The sequence below is a fragment of the Rhizobium redzepovicii genome, assembly GCF_019793435.1.
Classification (GTDB): Bacteria; Pseudomonadota; Alphaproteobacteria; order Rhizobiales; family Rhizobiaceae; genus Rhizobium; species Rhizobium redzepovicii.
The window spans coordinates 259,066-276,433 of record NZ_JAILYH010000009.1 but is presented as its reverse complement, the minus strand read 5'-3'; the positions used below and the strand labels follow the sequence as shown (position 1 = coordinate 276,433).

Below are 17,368 nucleotides of genomic sequence, written 5' to 3'. Positions count from 1 at the left end.
GGCACACCTCCCAAGCGCTGCCGCCAGCATCGCCCCTCGTTACGACGAGGGGCGAATAATCTCTGGCACCACGGGACATTCAATGAAGATACAGCTTAAAGAATTTGGACCGGCTTTTACGCTTCTCGTCCTTTGCGTGGTCTTTTCGATCGCATCACCACAGTTCTTTTCGATCGCCAACGCGCAAGCGATACTGGAATCGTCCGCTATTCCCGTCGTACTGGCCGTGGGGATCACTTTCATCATCATTCAAGGTTCGATCGATCTATCGATAGAAGGGGTGATGGCTGCTTCGAGCATGGTCGTCGCGCTCCTCATCGCCAATTCGATCACCGGGCAAGACTATGGGTGGCTTGCCATCCTGGCCGGCCCCGCTGCTGGTATCATGTTCGGTCTCGCCAATGGACTGCTATACACATACCTACGTCTGCCCTCGCTGATCGTCACGCTGGCAACCTGGTTCATTGGCCTTGGCGTTGCAACCCTTCTGTTTCCAGGGCGGCAGCCGGAGATACTCGATACCCGGCTGACAATGCTGGCGATCGATAAGCAGTTTGGCGTCTCATACCTCGTCATTATCGCGCTCCTAGTGTCGTGCCTCGGGATCTTCCTCCAAAACTTCGCACAGTTTGGCCGCATGTCATTCGCGATCGGGATCGATGAGAAAACGACACGCCTTTCCGGCAACTCTGTGCGGCTTCACAAAGTCCTTGCCTTCTCGTTCATGGGGCTTCTCGCCGGAATGGGTGGCGCGATGATCTCCGCACAGCTTGCGGTGGGCAATCCCAGTGCTGGCCAAGGATTTCTGTTCCCGACAATTAGCGCCGCGGTCATCGGCGGCACGCTACTCAGCGGCGGAAAGGGCGGCGTTCTCCACTCGATCATTGGCGTCCTGATCCTGGAAGTTCTCCGTAACGGAATGGTGCAAATCGGCGTCGATCCATATCTGCGTCACGTTGTCGAGGGCATCATCATCATCGCCGCGCTGGTCGTCGGAAATTGGCAGCTTAGGGCCCGAACGAGGGTAGTCAAATGAGTGTTCTTGCTGCAAGGCATATATCAAAGACTTATCCGGGGGTCCGGGCGCTGGCTGATGTCTCGATGGAGCTGCGCGAAAATGAGATCCTCGGCCTGATCGGTCAGAACGGTTCCGGGAAATCGACTCTTCTCAAGATTTTTACGGGGGCCGAGCAGCCGACGGACGGGGCATTGATGCTGCGCGGTGAGCAACGCGTCATCCGGTCTCCACTTGCCGCGGCAGCGCTTGGCATTGGCATGGTGCACCAGGAACAGTCGCTGATCCCGAATTTGACGGTCGCGGAGAATATCTTTTTCGACAAGCAGTCGCTCGGGAAGCGATACGGCTTCTACAACTGGCGAAGCCTCAACAAGGCTGCGGAACAGCAACTGGGCAAGCTCGAATGCGACATCCCGCCGGACGTCAAGGTGGAGACATTGAGCTTTCCCGAGCGCCAGCTCGTCGAATTTGCGAAGGTGCTTGCCGTGGAAGAGATGATCGACGAGCAGTTGGTTATTCTCTTCGATGAACCGACGTCGCTCCTCAGCCCGTCGGAAATCGAGCGGCTTTTCCGCCAGATCCGGCGCCTAAAGGCGCGCGCGTCGATCGTTTTCGTTTCACATCGCATGGATGAGGTCCTCGAAATCTCCGACCGCGTTCATGTTATGAGCAACGGGGAAAATGTCGCTGAGCGAACCCCGGCGGAGACGGACCACAAGGAACTTTACCATCTGATGGTCGGATCGCGACGCTCCGAGGACTATTTCCTCGAGGAGCGGCGCCGCCCCATGGGCTCGGCCGCGCCCCGCCTCCAGACGCACGGCCTGTCCGTGCCTGGCGCCTTCAAGGATGTATCCTTCACCATTCGCCAAGGCGAAATCCTTGCGCTCACCGGTGTTGCCGGCTCCGGTGCGGAAGAATTCTGTCGCGCGCTCTTCGGCCTCGAAGAAGGTGTGGCGGGCAAGATCATTCTTAATGGCGTGGAGCAATCGGTCGGTGCGCGTCCAAGCGATCTCATTGCGGCGGGCATCGGCTATGTTGCGGCCGAGCGGAAGCTGGAAGGCGTCGTCACCGGCCGCACGATCGTGGACAACATCGTGCTCTCCTTCGGCAGCAAACTCGGAAAAGGGTTGTTCGTCGACAGGGAGCGCGAGATCACGTCCGCGCTTCATTGGATGAACCGCTTGAAGGTGAAGACGCCCAATGCTGCCGAATATGTCGAGCGGCTGAGCGGCGGCAATCAGCAGAAAGTGTCACTGGCGAAATGGCTTCTGTGCGAAAATCTGCAGCTGCTAATACTCGATCATCCCACTCGCGGTCTCGACCCAGGCGCAAAAGCTGATCTTTTCGAGGCGATCCGTGACCTTTCGGATCAGGGAATATCGCTTCTCTTCGTGTCGGAAACGCTCGAGGAAACACTGGGAATGGCGGACACGATCGTCGTGATGCGAGATGGGCAGGTCAGTGCAACCTTCGAAGATCTCTTCCTCGCCAAGCCTGCGCCCGAAGCCATCGTGGAGGCAATGGTATGACCGTGACAAAACCAATGGCCGGTTTCGATACGGACCGCAGCAGATCGGACTACGCGCGCGTCGCGCTGCGCAGGCTTGTGCGCATGCTTGTCGTGCCATTCGTCACCTTGCTGCTGATCTGCGCAATCATCGCCTTTTTCCAACCGCGCTTCATATCTTTGCGGGCGCTGACGGCTGTGGCGACCGATGCGGCACCGCTCCTGATGCTTGTCATCGGGTCGGCGGTCGTCATCCTAATTGGCGGCATCGACCTGTCGGTCGCGACGATGGCGTCATTTTCGGCCGTGCTGTTCGTGATCATCTCGCCTGTCACGGGCGATGCGGGCATCCTCTTGGCACTCGGGCTCGCGGCGTTGATAGGCTACGTCCAGGGTGTCATCCATCATCGCGCCCAGATACCATCCTTTGTCGTGAGCTTCGGCACCCTCGGCGTCCTCTACGGGACCGCTCACTACATTACCCAGGCAACCGCCGCGCCTCTCGGCCCATCAGTTATCATTCCCTTTCTCGGCGCCAAGACGGCTGGCGTTCCGCATGGGCTCATCGTCACCGTGCTGTGTGCGATCGCGCTCAGTCTCACGCTGCGGTTTACACGGCTCGGCCGGGATCTCTTTGCCGTCGGCTGCTCCGAGCGTGCGGCGCTGGTCGCAGGCGTAAAGGTCGGCCGGGTCAAGGCCATCGCCTTCGCGCTGTCGTCCTTCTTCGCGGCCGGTGCCGGTCTGATGTTTCTCAGCCAGACCGGATACAGTTCGCCCGCCATGGCAAACAACTACCTCTTGCCGGCAATCGTCGGGGTCGTTGTGGGCGGAAATGCGATCTCGGGTGGGGTTGGCGGGATCGGCTGCGTCCTGATCGGCGGATTGATCGCGGTAATGGTGCGTCTCGGAACAGTAATGCTGGGTTTGAATCCGGCGTTTCAAAATATCTTGTTCGGTATCATGGTCCTAGTTTCCGTCGCGCTCACCATCGATCGTGAAAAGATCGGCATCATAAAATGACGTTACGAGTTACGCATACGAAGCCATCGCAGCTGCGCGTCGCTCTCTTCGGTGCAGGTCGAATGGGCGAAATTCATTCCGCTACACTGACGCGGCACGCCGGTGCCCATCTTGTCGGGATAGTCGATGCGCATCGCCCGAGCGCCGAGCGTCTCGCGGGAGAACACGGGGTTCGAGTTTTGGAAGAAGACTCTGTCTTCGACGATAACGACATCGACGCCGTGATCATCGCCAGTGCTGCCGATTCACATCCGCATCTTATCCTGCGGAGCGCGACAGCTGGCAAGGCAATCTTTTGCGAAAAGCCCCTCGCTCGGGATCTGGAAGCCGTGCTTTCAGTCGCGAAGGTGGTCGAGGCGACGAAAGTGCCCTTTCTTCTGGCATTCAATCGCCGTTTCGATCCAGATTTTAGCGCCCTCGCTCGTCGACTGCATGGAGGCGAGGTCGGGGCTGTGGAGCTTGCAATTATCACCAGTCGCGATCCCGCGCCGCCACCGATTGACTACGTAATGAAGTCTGGCGGGCTTTTCCGGGAAACAACGATCCACGATATCGACGTCGCCCGATGGCTGACGGGCGAAGATCCGGTCTCGGTCCATGCCACAGCCTCCGCCTTAACCACGGTCGGCATGCGGGACGCACAGTTGCCGGATACGGCCGTCCTGACGTTGAAAATGCCGTCCGGAGCCATCGTATCCATCAATAACTCCTGGCGTGCTGCCTATGGCTATGACCAGAGGGTCGAAGTGCTCGGTCAAGATGGGATGCTGAAACTCGCCAACCGCAGGCAGGATGGCGTCACCCGAATGGGTACTTCCGGCACCTTGAATTCGAACCCGGAACCCTTTTTCCTCGAGCGCTACGCAGCCGCCTACATCGTCGAGCTCGACCATTTCGTCACAGCGGTCCGCGAAGGCCAGACGATCTCGCCCGGCGTGGCGGATGGCGTCAAAGCGCTGCGGATTGCGTACGCCGCCGAGGAATCGGCACGCACCGGTCAGACCGTGACGCTGGGCTGACATGGCAAACAAAGGATAGATTTATGAAAGTTGCACTCGTAACAGGCGCATCACGCGGTCTTGGGGCGGTGATGGCGCAGGAACTGGCCAGCGCGGGTTGGGCGGTTGCCGTTAACTATGCCAACGACACAGCCGGCGCCGAGTCCGTCGCCGCCAAGATCTGCGAAGGTGGCGGGCGGGCAAAGGCCGTCAAGTTCAGTGTTATTGATCAGTCGGATATCGCAAGCGGCATTGAGGAGATCAAGAACACTCTTGGCCCCGTCGATCTCATCGTCAACAATGCAACAGGCCCGCAGCCCGAGATGCCGCTCATGGAGCAATCCTGGCGTACTTATCTCGATCAGATCGAGTTCTTCGTCAAAGCGCCGCTTGAACTGCTGCTGGCGGTGCTACCGGACTGGAGGGCGCGTAAGAGCGGTCGCGTCATCAACATCGGCTCGGAGATTGCCGAGCTCGGCAATCCGAACTTCGGAAACTACGCCTCGGCCAAGGGGGCGATGCTGTCTATGACCCGCTCCTGGGCAAAGGAACTGGGGCCGGAAGGGATCACCGTAAACCTGGTCGCGCCGGGTTGGATCCCTGTCGAACGACACGCTGGGTCGCCGCAGGAGCGCATCGACTGGTATCTGGACCGCACCCCCGCTGGCCATTTCGGAACGCCGGAAGACATTGCGCACATGGTCGTCTTCCTCGCGTCAGAGAAAGCAAATTTCATCACTGGCCAGAAATTCGCCGTCAACGGCGGTCGCACGCTCCTCTGAGCGAGCAGAAAACCCGGTTAAGGAGTTCTGATTTTGAAAGCACCATTGAAGTTTGGCGTCGTCGGCTGCGGAACCGTGAGTTTACGTGGGCTGATCCCTCATCTCGCCGAGAAGGATCTGGCTGACCGCGTGCAGTTGACGGCCCTTTGCGATCCGATCGCTGACCGGGTCGAACATGCGGCGCACGCCTATGGCGTGCCGCAGGCCTTCACGTCCTACGAAGAATTCCTGGAAAAAGGCGGTGTCGATGCAATCACGATCGCGTCGCCGATCGGTGTTCATTTTGAACAGGGGATGAAGGCCCTCGAAGCGGGCAAGCACATTCATTTCAACAAGACCATGTCGGTGACCACCGAAGAGTCTGACAAACTGATCGATCTGGCGGCCAAGAAGGGCCTGAAGATTGTCTCTTCGCCGGGTGAAATGCTGCGCCCGCACAATATCGCGGTCAAGAAGATGCTCGCAGACGGCGTCATCGGGGACGTCACATGGGCGCTCGCCGGCGCTGCCTTCGGATCCTACCATGAAGATGAGCCGGAGCGCGATCTTGGCACGGGACTGACGCCGATCGATCCCAGCTGGTATTTCCGAAAACCGGGCGGCGGCCCGCTCTTCGACATGACGGTTTATGCGCTACACGGCATGACAGGGATTCTTGGCCCGGCCCGCGCGGTGACCGCTCTTTCCGGGATCAGAATCCCCGAACGACGCTTCGCCGAACGCGTCATCCCCACGGAGGCCGACGACAACACGCTGATGCTGCTCGATTTCGGTGACGGTCTCTTCGCGATGGTCTATGGAACGGCAGCTGGTGCTGTCAAAAACTCACTGGACTTCAGCGGCACCTACTACGGCACTCGCGGCAAAATTGAAGGGCTCAAACTCAATGGTGAGTATTTTGATTACCCGGGCCGCGACATCGCGGTCACCGCACCTGACGGCGGCACTCAACCTGGCTTTGGCGGAAACGAGTGGATCCTGCCGAACATTGAGGGCGCTCATCGTCAGATCGGTGAGCAGCACGTCTTCGCTGACATTATGCAACTCGTTGACTGGGTTCGCGATGGGAAGCAGAGTGTTGCGACGGCCGAACATGCCCGTCACGTAGTGGAGATTGTTGAGGCAGCTTACAAGTCGGCTGCGACCGGTCAGCGACAAGCGCTCCGAACGATATTCTGACGACTAGATGACGACTAGATGACGACGAGATGACGGCCAGTGAGGCAATTGCATAGCAACGCGCTCTGCCTTCTAGAAATGCCGTTGTTTAACGAGAACTTAGAAACGTTAGATGAATAGCTATTCATTATGGTTCTCCTTTATGCTTGCCGCGAGGAGGAAAAGAAGAATAATATCGTACATGTTTAAATCGCCTTGGAACCCAAGCTTGATTTCCACCGAGACGCTTGTCCAAAACCGCGGCCGGGGGGCGGGTTGGGTGCACCGACGCTTTACCCCCCTGCCGGTGACGGGGCAATCTTCGCCATCGCGGCAGGAAGCCCGACGATCCGGCGCCAGCGGGACCAATCTCGAATTTGAACTCTCCGTTGCTCTTGAAGCCTCGATAATTGATGCCGTTTGAGTTGGGGAGGTTGTACAGTAGCCATCAGCCGGCGCTGCTTTTTTGGTAGGCAATCGCAGAGACTGAAAGTAGTGATGGATGGAACGTGCACTGCTCGCCTTGAAAAGTTCGAACCAACAACCCTTTGATTCTCAGCATCGAGAGCAAAGCCCTAGCTCGTTGGCAAAGAGTCTGGCCATTCCTGCGCGCCATGGAGGACGCGAAGAATGCGGACCGCTGTTTCGGTAATTGCATACGCCGCGACGTACGGCGTGCCGTTAATTACCAGTTCGCGGGTGCCAGCAATTCTGCCAACACGACCGCTCGCGGGAAAATCTACCAACCGACGGACGGCAGCAACGATCCGTTCATCGACCAGAATGGCGGCTGAGGGATTTTCTGCTTCAATGTATGTGAAGATGGCATCGCGATCCGATAGCGCGAACGCCGACCAGGTAAGCTTCACGATTTGCGAGCACCCGCGTTAAGGCGGGCTGCCGCTCGACGTTCAGCAAAATGTGCCTCGACTTCATCATCCGAAACGTCCGGTCGAGTATCGTTCAGGGCTTCAAGTACCTTGGTGCGAAACCAAGCGTCATGGGCCTCACTGCCTGAAAGAAGCTCCAGCGGCAGCGCACCCTCATTGGCCGTCCGGGTGAGTAAGATCCGAACCGCGTCCGATACCGTAAGTCCCATATTTCCAAGCACTGCGGAGGCACGATCCCGAACCTCGGCATCAATACGAGTTTGTACCAGTGCATTTGCAGCCATAGCTATCTCCACATTTCGGTGGAATGATAATGCAAATGAATTACAAATGCCATAGCGCTTTAGACCGCCGTTTCTTTTAGTTGCTCTTAAATGTATCTGAACCGAGGAGCGTAATCTCAATCGTGTGACAACGCTGATTTATGGAACTATTGCGGTGTTCAGGGGCCACAGATTCGGTGGCGGTGCCGGTTCATTGTCCGACATCAGTCGTCCACGTACCTCGACTTTTCCCGATTATTTATTCGTTAACCATATGAATTAACGCTATATTTTGCCATAGAGGAAGGTAAAGCAGCACTAACTTCCGACACAGCTCACTATATTCGGAGCGTTTGATAACCATCGATAAGTACCTCTTATCGATGGTAGATTGATTTCGACCCGCAAATCAGAAAGAATCGCAGCAAATCACGGCCATGGAGGCCGCCGAGACCGTGCTTTTGGAGCGCCTGTGGCCAAACCCAAGAAATCATTGTCCGCGGTCGAGCGGCGCGCCGAAGAACTCGACACGATCGCCGCCGTCCTGCCGATCGAACGCCGCAACGAGCTCGCCGAGCTACTGAGCGACCACGATGTCGAGACGCTGCGCCATCTCGTCAACCAAGGCATGGGCGACAACACGCTGCGGGCGCTCACCTCTGATCTTACCTATCTCGAAGCCTGGGGATTGGCGGCGACCGGAACCCCCTTGCCTTGGCCGGCGCCTGAAGCGCTGTTGTTGAAATTCGTCGCCCACCACCTCTGGGACCCGCAGCGCCGCGAGACGGATGCGGATCACGGCATGCCGGCCGATGTCGACGACAGCCTCCGGAGCCAGGGGTTCCTCAAATCCATCGGTCCGCACGCGCCATCGACGGTGCGCCGGCGGCTGGCGAACTGGTCGACGCTGACCAAATGGCGTGGTCTGGACGGCGCCTTCGCCTCCCCTGCCCTCAAGTCGGCCATCCGTCTCGCCGTGCGCGCCGTCCCTCGGACGCGTCGTCGCAAGAGCGCCAAGGCGGTCACCGGGGACGTGCTGGCAAAGCTGCTGGCAACCTGCACGACCGACAGTCTGCGCGATCTGCGTGACCGGGCGATCCTAATGGTCGCGTTTGCCGCCGGTGGTCGGAGACGAAGCGAGATTGCCGGGCTTCGCGCAGAGCAACTGAGCGTCGAGGCACCGATCGCGATGCCGGACGGCCCTCCCCTCCCTTCTCTCGCCATCCATCTCGGTCGCACCAAGACCAGCAGTGGCGAGCAGGACGACGTGGTCTATCTAGCCGGTCGGCCGGTGGAAGCACTGAATGCCTGGATGGCGGCGTCGAAGATCGACAGCGGCAGCGTGTTTCGGGCGATCGGGCGATGGGGGACTGTTTCGCGACGGGCCATCGATCCGCAGTCGGTCAACGCGATCATCAAGCAGCGGGTGGAACTGGCTGGATTAGACCGTGGGGAGTTCTCGGCACATGGGTTACGGTCAGGGTATCTTACCGAAGCCGCCACCCGCGGCATCCCTCTCCCCGAGGCCATGGAACAGTCGCGCCATCGATCGGTGCAGCAGGCTTCCAGTTATTATAACAGTGCAACTCGGCGAAGTGGTCGGGCCGCTCGCCTGTTGTGAAGCTTGCACCTCTTTGCAGCGGTAGCTACCTGCGAAAGCGAAACCTCGCAATCATACGATCCGCAAAACAAAGATCTCCTTTCGAAGGCTTTCGCGCCAGAGCTTTTCGAAGCACCCTGCAGACTTTTGCCCGAGCTTAGCTCTCGCCGCCGCCCGCACGGAGCCGAAGGCCTATCCAACTTTCCGCCCGGCCGGCGCATTTGCCCGCAGAAGCGCCATCAGCATCGGGCCGATCGCGAATTCGCCCTCTTCGCTTCGCCGCGTCAGGCCACGAAGATAGCCACCGGCCGAATTAATGTGGCCGCCTCGCTCCAGGATGCATGCCATCACGGTCGCGGCGTTTTCCGGACCCATCACATTGGCGGCCTCTTCGTAGGCCGATGGACTGACACCCAGCATCGATCGAACAATGACGGCTGCGGCCATCAGATCGCGCCAGTTGCGGATTGCGCCGTCTGGCCCATAGGCAAGGATTTCCGGGCAGGCCTGTAGAACCAGGCCGAGTGGGAAGGATTTCAGCCCGCCACCATCATTGCGGACCCCCGGCCGTCGACTTTGCTCTTCCTCCTTCTCCCCGATGGAATGGGCTGCCTTACCCCTTCCCTTCTCTGCCGTCACGGCCCCTCGGTCGTTGTCTGGCTCAGCTATCGCGCCCTGCTTCGTTTCGAAGCTTGGTTCAAGTTCAGAGATAGATTCGGTATTTGAATTCTGTATGTGACGCTCGATATAATCGGCATTGCCGCGCTGTTTTGTTGATTTAACCCGCCTTTCCAGCCGGTTAAGAATATCTGAGCGCAGAGCCGTCAATTCATCCAGCAACAGTTCAAGCTGCGCTGTCGTCGGCGATCGTGGCAGGCCTTCGATGAGGTCCCTGAATTTGTGGTACAGGCCTTGCCAATCCCCAGGGATCTCTTCTTCAACGGCCGCTTCGATCAATTTTGCAATGTCACGGCGGCAAAGGGTGATGCGTTCACGCAGACGCTGGACATGCAACCGTTCAGCCATTACCGCGGCGGCGAGCTGTTCGATCTCCTCGGCCCGGGCAAGCAGCGGCGCGAGCGAGAAGCCGAACGCCTCGTCGACCTCACCTGCCCTGTCCCTGCGGACGTAACGCTTGCCGTTGGGGCTATCCTTGCGCACCAGAAGACCTGCCTCGACGAGCGCGGCGAGATGACGCCGCACAGTCTGTTCGGCCATGCCATGCGTTCTGAGCGAAAGCTGGATATTCGACGGGAAGACGATCAAACCGTTTCCCTGCGCCAGCTCGTTCTTCGGATAAAAGCTCAACAGCGCATTGAGCACGGCAAGCGCGCGATCGCTGATGCCGAGCAGCGGCTTTGCTTCGCACAGCAAACGAAACAGCTTCCATTTGTCGACCGACTGATCAGGCTTGATCTCACCTGCCATCACTTGGCTTGCGAGCATGCCAAGCGTCATCGACCGCCGCCCGAAGGGCGTCGTTATACTTCCGGTTTCCATCTCTTCCACCTCGACGAGGCAAAAAAAATCCGCTCGCCAAAACGGCGCCAAAAACTCTTGACAGCGATTCTCGGAAGTGCGATTCTCGGAGGTGTTCAAGACTACGAGGAAAGCTTCCGTGACGGTGACGTTCGGGGGCTTTTTTCTTTTGCGCGTTATCTCCTATCCGAATTGTCAGCTGACAATCGGTCTAACTGCCTCATTTTCCCTCACTTTCCTCTTCGAACTCAGCGGCGAGGCCAACCAACCGCTGAGACAGGAATTCTGAAAACGCCGCCGATTTGACGGTGATGCGAAAGGTCTTCCCGGAGCGGGTCACCGAAGCAAGCTGCGTGCCGCCTTGGGTCCGAAGCGTCTGCTCGTCCCGCTGCGGCGCGCTCTTTTCTTCAAGCGCCTTCCAGATGGCGTCGAAGCGGCCATTGCTCTCCAGGGTTTGGAAAGCTGCAACGCCGATTGCGGCCTGCGCCCTCTTCTGCCCCCCGGCCTCCCTGAATTTCTCGGCAAAGGCCAACCAGCGCGGCCGCCCGACCTTGGGCGCCGGACCGATGGCAAGAATGATCTCGGGGTCGATCGTCTGCGCCACCTGCAGCAGCCTTGACGTTTCCGGCTTATCCGTCGCCAGCGCCTGGGCAATCATGTCGCGGTTGAAGCCATGTTCATCCATGCGTCGGGCAAACAGCGCCCGTTCGATGAAGCTCAAGTCGACCCGCGGACCGTTTTCCTGACCCTGTGCGAGGATCAGTTCTTCATCCGTCAGCTTGCGCACCACAGCTTTGATCGGAACCCCGATTTCCGCCGCCGCACGCAGACGCCTGTGGCCGTAGGCGGCCTGGTAATGCCCGGCCTTGACAGGGTCCGGCCGCACCAGGATCGGAACCTGCTGCCCGCTTTCCTGGATCGACTGCTTCAGCCGCTCGAACTCGGGATCCTGGTCGACCGGGATGCGGTCGCGGATAAAGGACATTTCGACGGCAGCCGGGTCGATCTCCAGCACCTTGTCGCCGGAGGCGAGCGATTCGCGCAGCGCCTTGGCGGCCGCCGCTTCCTCCCCCAATCGTCCAAGCGACAGGTTCATCGCCTTGACCGCGCCCGAGGGCCGGTGCGGCGGCGGCGCGCTCTGCGCATCCGGCCGTGCCGGCTCCACGGCGCCAACCATGCTCTTCAGGATGTCGCGACCTTTTGGGCTCATGTCCTGCTCCATGCACTGCGAATGAGTTGCTCGACCTCGGCATTGACGTTGTCGACAGATTCGACGCCGCGGTCGTAGGTCTGGCGATGCATCGTCTCGCGTCCCGCCTCGTAGATCGTCTGCTTGGACAGACCCGCATCCGAAACCGCCGTCGACTTGACCATCATCGAGGTCAGCACACGCTCACCGAACAGGCTGCGCAGGAAGGCGACAATCTGCGCCTGCGGTCCATCATTGGCCTCATAGCGGGTGACGAGATAGCGCATCCAGTCGTAATCGAGATTGCCGCCGGCCTCCTTGACCACGGACAGAAGGTCGGAGGTCATCGTCAGGAACTGGTTCATCGACGCGACGTCGAGCATCTGCGGATGAACGGTAATAAGCACGGCCGTGGCGGCGCAGAGAGCAGACAGCGTCAGGAAGCCGAGGGTAGGCGGGCAATCGATGATGACGACGTCGTAGCTCTCTTCCAGCGAATGCAGCGCATTGCCGACCCGCATGAAGAACATGTCCTTGTCGTCGCGGTTGGTGTCGGCCAGGGCCTTTGGAGTATCGTGTTCGAACTCGTGCAGTTCGAGATTGCCGGGGATGAGATCGAGACCGGGGAAATAGGTCTGGCGAACAATGTCGGCGACGTCACGGCGTGTCTCGTCATATTTTATGGCGCCATAGAGTGTCTCGTTTTCACCGACGTCGAATTCCGGCTGATAGCCGAGCATTGCCGACATCGACGCCTGCGGATCGAGATCGACGGCAAGCACGCGATAGCCGCGCAGCGCCAGGAACTGCGCCAGATGGATGGATGTCGTCGTCTTGCCGGAGCCGCCCTTGAAATTGGTGACGGCGATCACCTGCAGATGATCACCCTGCCGGCGCATCGGCAGGTAGGAAGGTTTGGTGCGCCCGAGGTGCTGGCGCATCGCATGGATTTCCTCAAGCGAGAACACGCGCCGGCCGGATGCCGTCTTTTCGGGATTGATGGTTTCCACCTGGGCGGCGAGGTGGCGAACATAGCTGTCGGTGACGCCGAGCAGCTTGGCGGCCTCAGTACTGCTGAAGCGCCGCAGCGATTTGCGGGCGTCGGGCGAGAACAACCGCTCGAACAGCACCTGAAGCTGGCTGCTGAGCATTGTCGAGTCTTGCGCAATTGTCTCGTCGATCGAGACCTGACTCGCTCTCCTGGCTTTCTCAACAATCGCGGCCTTGCTCGGCATTCACGCAAATCCTGGTAAATCGGGTAATTTTGCGCAAATGATCGTGAGTCTGGCAGTGGCGTCAAGCGATTTCTTGGTTAGCGAATGGATAACAAACGGGATTCGACAGAAAAATCATGTGCAATTCCGGAATCTTAGCGCTGTTGTCAGCTGACAACAGCGGCTGTCTCCACATCCGCGGAAGCCAGCCTTCAATATATCGCCACATACTCGATGCGAGTCAGCATCGGCGCCGACTCAGCGAAGACGGATTTCTGTCACTGAGCGCAGGCGGATTAGCAATCAGTCTCTCATTTATAGGCGGACGCATGGTACAGGTTTTCGGTTTCCGGCCCGCGCACGGGTCCATTGCCGGAAGACTTGTCGTTTGCATCCTGGGTTTCAGGATCGCGGCGTGACGGGGCAAGGCCGAGCATTTGTTCGAGACGACCGGCGTTGAGCGGAGCGCTTATTCCCTTGAAGTTCATAATCCATCTTTCGTCTGCGCATGGCTTGTTTAACGCTGCAGAGATAAGCGCAATTTGACCCGCCGAAAACAACCCCTCAGCGTTATCACCATCTTTTCCGAAGCGAAGGGGAGGGGTAGGAGCCTTCTTCTCTCTACGGCCGCGCCGCTTGCGGCCTCCGAAGGTGACGCCGACGATCGGGGATCAGTGTCATCCCTCCCATGCCGGCAATAGAGCGTGAGGCGACACGATCACATCAACTGTAAGATCACAACGGCGCATCCTAGGCGAATCAGGTCGCGGTGGGTATGCTCCGCAGCATTGGCATGATTGCGATGTCGCAGAGTTGCGGCTGGCCCATTTGACCTAACTCCAGCTCAAGCCGGCACTTCCTGATTGGCGAATTCGCTTCCGTCTGGGGAATTCCCTCTTGTTTACCTGCTATTTACCATAGATGGTCCGCAGCGGCGGAAGAACCGAATTCGGTGGTCGTAGGCGTAGCGTGAGGCGGTGCTTGAGCCTACCGCGCCTTCGTTGTCTCTCGATTGGTAAAGTGCGCGTTGCCCAAACCCGTACCGATCGTCAGCACGGCCCATCGCGACACGTCGGTCATAAAAGGGATTTGCGACAACCCCTGCACGACAGCGTCGTTGTGCATCATCACGAATGTGCTGTCGTCGCCGATCTCAGGAATGGCCTTCATCAGAGCGGCGGGAAGGTTGAAGCTGTCGCTCTCCCAGTTTCCGCCCGGCAGGTTCTGTCCGCCGCGTTCGATGGAGCCATCGGCTTTGATGATGCCGGGGCATGCGATCCCGATGATGGGCGCCGGCTTGAGTTTGGCCTTCTCAGCCTTGCCGATCAGATCCCGCAACATCGCCGCCAACCTCTCGATGGTCGCAGTGCGGCTTGGCTCGTCGTCGGCATGGCGCCAGATGGCGGATTCCCAGACGCTCGCATCCGCAAAATTCGGCACATCGTCCTTGCCGAATTGAACGACGCCGGCACGAACATTCGTGCCGCCGATATCGACGGCGAGGATCGCTTCGTGGCCTTTGAACATCCAGCGCGGCATCAGGTGGACCGCGCCGATCAGTCCGGCCTCATCGGGGTGGTGAACGATCGGCACGACCTCGACATCGATGCCGGCGGCCTTGAGAATAACCATCGTCCTGGCGATCGTTAATTCGCCAAAGTGGCTCCGCCGGAAGCCGCCGCCAACGACGATGCGTTCTGTCTTTCCCCAGCGTTTGTCCTTCAGAAACTTGCCTATCACATCGGCAAAGTCCCGGGCAAAGTCCTCCACGGCCCCCATGACCAACGCCGCCGCCGCCAAATCATCGCTCTTCAAAATGGCGTCGATTTTCTTCTTGGAGAGCTTCTCCGTCGCAATATTGCCAATCGGATCGTCTCCGACCTTGCGAATGCGTTTTCTCCAATCGTCGAGCTTCTGTTGGAACGTCTTCTTGTTGGCGTTGTCGCCAACGAAACCATCCTTGTCACGCAGTTCGTTGTTATAGTCGTCGATCGTCACCAATGGCAGGGTTAACGCGCCATGTGCCAACGGGGCATTGACCTCATCACGGGGCTCGGAACTGCTTTTGGCCATCAAAATACCTTCTGCGTGGCGAGGGCTCGAACGGGCGGCGAGATACAACGCGGACTAGCCCCGGATGTTCCGGCGTCCGAAACCTCTCCTTGTCCTCGTCGACCCGTGACCTAGCTTCAATCATTGCAGAGTTTGGAGAATGCCGTGCAGGACGACGCCGCTACCCAGGAAATGCTTTCACTGGTCTTGGAAGAACCGGAACGCTGGGCGATGTTTCTCGACATCGACGGAACGCTGCTCAATCTCGCGCCCACGCCGGATGCGATCGAAGTACCGGAGGCTCTTCCCGCACAGCTTCACCGCCTGTCGAACAAGCTCGGCGGCGCCTTGGCGCTGGTCACCGGACGATCGCTTGCCTATGCGGACGCGCTGTTCAAACCCTTTGCATTTCCGACGGCAGGCCTTCACGGCGCGGAAATCAGAAGTGCCGCCGGGATGCACACGCTCGAGGCCAGTCCCGAATTTCAGGCGCTGAAGCACGCCCTGACCGAGGAAGCCGAACACTATCCAGGTGTGCTGATCGAGGACAAGGGTGCGGCCGTTGCCGCCCATTATCGGCTCGCGCCCGAATATGAAAAAGTGCTCGAAGAGCGCATGCATCACTATGCCAAGGTCGCCGGGCCGAACTGGGCGCTACAACTCGGCAAGATGGTCTTCGAGCTGCGGCCGGCGCGCTCAAGCAAGGGCGATGCGCTGGAACGTTTTTTTCAGTCCGACCCATTCAAGGACCGCTGCCCGATCACCATCGGCGATGATCTGACCGACGAGTCGATGTTTGCGATCGCCAATGCGCGCGGTGGCGTGTCGGTGCGTGTCGGGGCGATCGGCGCCCCGAGCTGCGCAACGAGCCGGCTGTCTTCGGCGGCATTGGTCAGAAACGTTATTGCCGCTTTGGCTGCCTGATCCGACTTGAACGATACCCAATGTGGGTTGCGGTTGCCTTTTGCATCGACTGCGCAGCATCAATCATCAAAAAAGTATCAGTTTTGACCGGGAATCGTGGTGGCGGGCTTGAAACGAGCCCACTACACTCGCCTTCAACAATAAAGCCAAAAGGGAATTTGGCGTGCGGGCTTGGAACCCGTCCTCGGAGGAGGAAACAATGGAACCTGACTTGGAAGTCGTTCAGATCAGGCCGGGCGAATCCTTCGCAACGAAGGCGCATGGCTATCCCTACCATACGGTTCGCTGGCATTTTCATCCGGAATACGAACTGCATCTCGTGGTGGCGACAACCGGACGCTATTTCGTCGGTGACTTCATCGGCGAGTTCGAACCGGGCAATCTTGTGCTTGCCGGCCCCAATCTTCCCCACAACTGGATCAGCGACGTCCCGAAGGGGTCGAGCATTCCGCTTCGATGCCAGCTCATCCAGTTTAGCGAGAATTTTATCAGCGACACGATGAAGGTGCTGGCCGAGCTTGGCCCCTTCGAGCCGGTGCTCGAAGCGTCGCGCCGCGGCGTGCTCTTCGGCACTGACACCAGCCGGCAGGTGGCGCCGCTGATGAACGAGGTGCAGCAGGCGCAGGGCGTGCGCCGCATCGAGCTCTTCATGATGATCGTCGGCCTGCTCAGCCGGGCGCAGGATGCCCAGCTTCTCGCCAGCCCAAGCTATCTGCCCGATCCGTCCGGCTACATGTCGGCCGGCATCAACAAGGCACTCGCCTATATCCGGGAGAACCTGACGAAATCCTTCGACGAAGCCGATCTCGCCGGCATTGCCGAACAGTCCACAGGCGCCTTTTCACGCGCCTTCCGCCGGCATACCGGCATGTCGCTCGTGCAATATGTGAAACGCCTGCGCATCAATCTCGCCTGTCAGATCCTGATGAGCGACGACCACGCATCGATCACCGATATCTGCTTCGAGGTCGGCTTCAACAACCTGTCCAACTTCAACCGTCAATTTCTCGCGGAAAAGGGCATGACGCCTTCCCGTTTCCGGCGGTTGCTGGGTGACAATATCAACGTGGCGAAGGCGGCTTGAGGAAGCCGCACAGGCACGGTTCCAGGGAGTAGAAAGCAACGGTCCGCCGAAGACGGCGATAGGGAGGACGAGGAGGAGGAACCAAAACCGATGCTGATTTGAACGCGAGCGCGCAACGCGCGGTTCGCGAGAGGAGACGCTTGCCCTCAGAAAACAGCAAACCGCCGGGACAAGCGTGGTGGGTCGT

At 59.0% G+C, this 17,368-nt stretch carries 16 protein-coding genes; 9 read left to right on the top strand and 7 right to left on the bottom strand.

Features of this window, described 5'->3' with window-relative positions; translation table 11 throughout:
- Positions 1–82: 82 nt before the first annotated feature.
- The 6 genes from K6N12_RS16835 to K6N12_RS34120 are packed head-to-tail and all read left to right on the top strand — an operon-like array spanning position 83 to position 6,507.
- Positions 83–1,036 (top strand): ABC transporter permease, encoded by a 954-nt coding sequence (locus K6N12_RS16835; RefSeq protein ID WP_246645506.1) that lies wholly within the window; start codon positions 83–85, stop codon positions 1,034–1,036.
- Positions 1,033–2,550, top strand: coding sequence for a sugar ABC transporter ATP-binding protein (locus K6N12_RS16830; RefSeq protein WP_222135096.1), 1,518 nt, complete (start codon positions 1,033–1,035; stop codon positions 2,548–2,550). The genes K6N12_RS16835 and K6N12_RS16830 overlap by 4 nt, the downstream gene beginning before the upstream one ends.
- The gene (locus K6N12_RS16825) at positions 2,547–3,548 is read left to right on the top strand and encodes an ABC transporter permease (RefSeq protein ID WP_222135097.1); all 1,002 of its coding nucleotides are present in this window, start codon (positions 2,547–2,549) and stop codon (positions 3,546–3,548) included. The genes K6N12_RS16830 and K6N12_RS16825 overlap by 4 nt, the downstream gene beginning before the upstream one ends.
- Positions 3,545–4,567, top strand: coding sequence for an inositol 2-dehydrogenase (gene iolG / locus K6N12_RS16820; protein WP_222135098.1), 1,023 nt, complete (start codon positions 3,545–3,547; stop codon positions 4,565–4,567). The genes K6N12_RS16825 and iolG overlap by 4 nt, the downstream gene beginning before the upstream one ends.
- A gap of 23 nt (positions 4,568–4,590) precedes the next feature.
- Positions 4,591–5,328, top strand: coding sequence for an SDR family oxidoreductase (locus K6N12_RS16815; RefSeq protein WP_222148901.1), 738 nt, complete (start codon positions 4,591–4,593; stop codon positions 5,326–5,328).
- 33 nt (positions 5,329–5,361) lie between these two features.
- Positions 5,362–6,507 (top strand): Gfo/Idh/MocA family protein, encoded by a 1,146-nt coding sequence (locus K6N12_RS34120; protein WP_246645503.1) that lies wholly within the window; start codon positions 5,362–5,364, stop codon positions 6,505–6,507.
- Between the two features lie 554 nt (positions 6,508–7,061).
- On the opposite strand, the gene K6N12_RS16800 is transcribed toward K6N12_RS34120, so the two are convergent.
- Together K6N12_RS16800 and K6N12_RS16795 are read right to left on the bottom strand one after the other, a co-directional pair.
- Positions 7,062–7,355, bottom strand: coding sequence for a type II toxin-antitoxin system RelE/ParE family toxin (locus tag K6N12_RS16800; protein WP_097536147.1), 294 nt, complete (start codon positions 7,353–7,355; stop codon positions 7,062–7,064).
- The gene (locus K6N12_RS16795) at positions 7,352–7,660 is read right to left on the bottom strand and encodes a type II toxin-antitoxin system RelB/DinJ family antitoxin (protein WP_062578764.1); all 309 of its coding nucleotides are present in this window, start codon (positions 7,658–7,660) and stop codon (positions 7,352–7,354) included. The genes K6N12_RS16800 and K6N12_RS16795 overlap by 4 nt, the downstream gene beginning before the upstream one ends.
- 451 nt (positions 7,661–8,111) lie before the next feature.
- Here K6N12_RS16795 and K6N12_RS16790 point away from each other — a divergent pair, with 451 nt between their 5' ends.
- Positions 8,112–9,260, top strand: coding sequence for a tyrosine-type recombinase/integrase (locus K6N12_RS16790; protein ID WP_222148900.1), 1,149 nt, complete (start codon positions 8,112–8,114; stop codon positions 9,258–9,260).
- Positions 9,261–9,431: 171 nt separating this feature from the next.
- Here K6N12_RS16790 and repC read toward each other — a convergent pair whose 3' ends face one another.
- The 5 genes from repC to K6N12_RS16765 form a co-directional block, all read right to left on the bottom strand.
- On the bottom strand, positions 9,432–10,739 hold the full coding sequence (repC, locus tag K6N12_RS16785; protein ID WP_222148910.1) for a plasmid replication protein RepC: 1,308 nt from the start codon (positions 10,737–10,739) through the stop codon (positions 9,432–9,434).
- A 199-nt stretch (positions 10,740–10,938) separates the two neighbouring features.
- Positions 10,939–11,928, bottom strand: coding sequence for a plasmid partitioning protein RepB (gene repB, locus K6N12_RS16780; protein WP_222148899.1), 990 nt, complete (start codon positions 11,926–11,928; stop codon positions 10,939–10,941).
- The gene (repA, locus tag K6N12_RS16775; RefSeq protein WP_222148898.1) at positions 11,925–13,142 is read right to left on the bottom strand and encodes a plasmid partitioning protein RepA; all 1,218 of its coding nucleotides are present in this window, start codon (positions 13,140–13,142) and stop codon (positions 11,925–11,927) included. The genes repB and repA overlap by 4 nt, the downstream gene beginning before the upstream one ends.
- A 290-nt stretch (positions 13,143–13,432) precedes the next feature.
- Positions 13,433–13,609 carry a hypothetical protein gene (locus K6N12_RS16770; protein ID WP_183779910.1) on the bottom strand — a complete coding sequence of 59 codons (177 nt, stop codon included), beginning with the start codon at positions 13,607–13,609 and terminating at the stop codon, positions 13,433–13,435.
- A gap of 499 nt (positions 13,610–14,108) precedes the next feature.
- Positions 14,109–15,194: an ROK family protein gene (locus tag K6N12_RS16765; protein WP_131711088.1), complete on the bottom strand. Its 1,086-nt coding sequence runs from the start codon at positions 15,192–15,194 to the stop codon at positions 14,109–14,111.
- Between the two features lie 123 nt (positions 15,195–15,317).
- Here K6N12_RS16765 and otsB point away from each other — a divergent pair, with 123 nt between their 5' ends.
- On the top strand, positions 15,318–16,097 hold the full coding sequence (gene otsB, locus K6N12_RS16760; RefSeq protein WP_183779926.1) for a trehalose-phosphatase: 780 nt from the start codon (positions 15,318–15,320) through the stop codon (positions 16,095–16,097).
- Positions 16,098–16,296: 199 nt separating this feature from the next.
- Positions 16,297–17,181, top strand: coding sequence for a helix-turn-helix domain-containing protein (locus K6N12_RS16755; protein ID WP_131711086.1), 885 nt, complete (start codon positions 16,297–16,299; stop codon positions 17,179–17,181).
- The last annotated feature ends 187 nt before the right edge of the window (positions 17,182–17,368 follow it).

Bases quoted from the DNA above. Each gene is read 5' to 3' on its own strand.
- K6N12_RS16835 (WP_246645506.1), top strand. From the start codon at position 83: ATGAAGATACAGCTTAAAGAATTTGGACCGGCTTTTACGCTTCTCGTC.
- K6N12_RS16830 (WP_222135096.1), top strand. From the start codon at position 1,033: ATGAGTGTTCTTGCTGCAAGGCATATATCAAAGACTTATCCGGGGGTC.
- K6N12_RS16825 (WP_222135097.1), top strand. From the start codon at position 2,547: ATGACCGTGACAAAACCAATGGCCGGTTTCGATACGGACCGCAGCAGA.
- iolG (WP_222135098.1), top strand. From the start codon at position 3,545: ATGACGTTACGAGTTACGCATACGAAGCCATCGCAGCTGCGCGTCGCT.
- K6N12_RS16815 (WP_222148901.1), top strand. From the start codon at position 4,591: ATGAAAGTTGCACTCGTAACAGGCGCATCACGCGGTCTTGGGGCGGTG.
- K6N12_RS16795 (WP_062578764.1), bottom strand. From the start codon at position 7,660: ATGGCTGCAAATGCACTGGTACAAACTCGTATTGATGCCGAGGTTCGG.
- repC (WP_222148910.1), bottom strand. From the start codon at position 10,739: ATGGAAACCGGAAGTATAACGACGCCCTTCGGGCGGCGGTCGATGACG.
- repB (WP_222148899.1), bottom strand. From the start codon at position 11,928: ATGAGCCCAAAAGGTCGCGACATCCTGAAGAGCATGGTTGGCGCCGTG.
- repA (WP_222148898.1), bottom strand. From the start codon at position 13,142: ATGCCGAGCAAGGCCGCGATTGTTGAGAAAGCCAGGAGAGCGAGTCAG.
- K6N12_RS16770 (WP_183779910.1), bottom strand. From the start codon at position 13,609: ATGAACTTCAAGGGAATAAGCGCTCCGCTCAACGCCGGTCGTCTCGAA.
- K6N12_RS16765 (WP_131711088.1), bottom strand. From the start codon at position 15,194: ATGGCCAAAAGCAGTTCCGAGCCCCGTGATGAGGTCAATGCCCCGTTG.
- K6N12_RS16755 (WP_131711086.1), top strand. From the start codon at position 16,297: ATGGAACCTGACTTGGAAGTCGTTCAGATCAGGCCGGGCGAATCCTTC.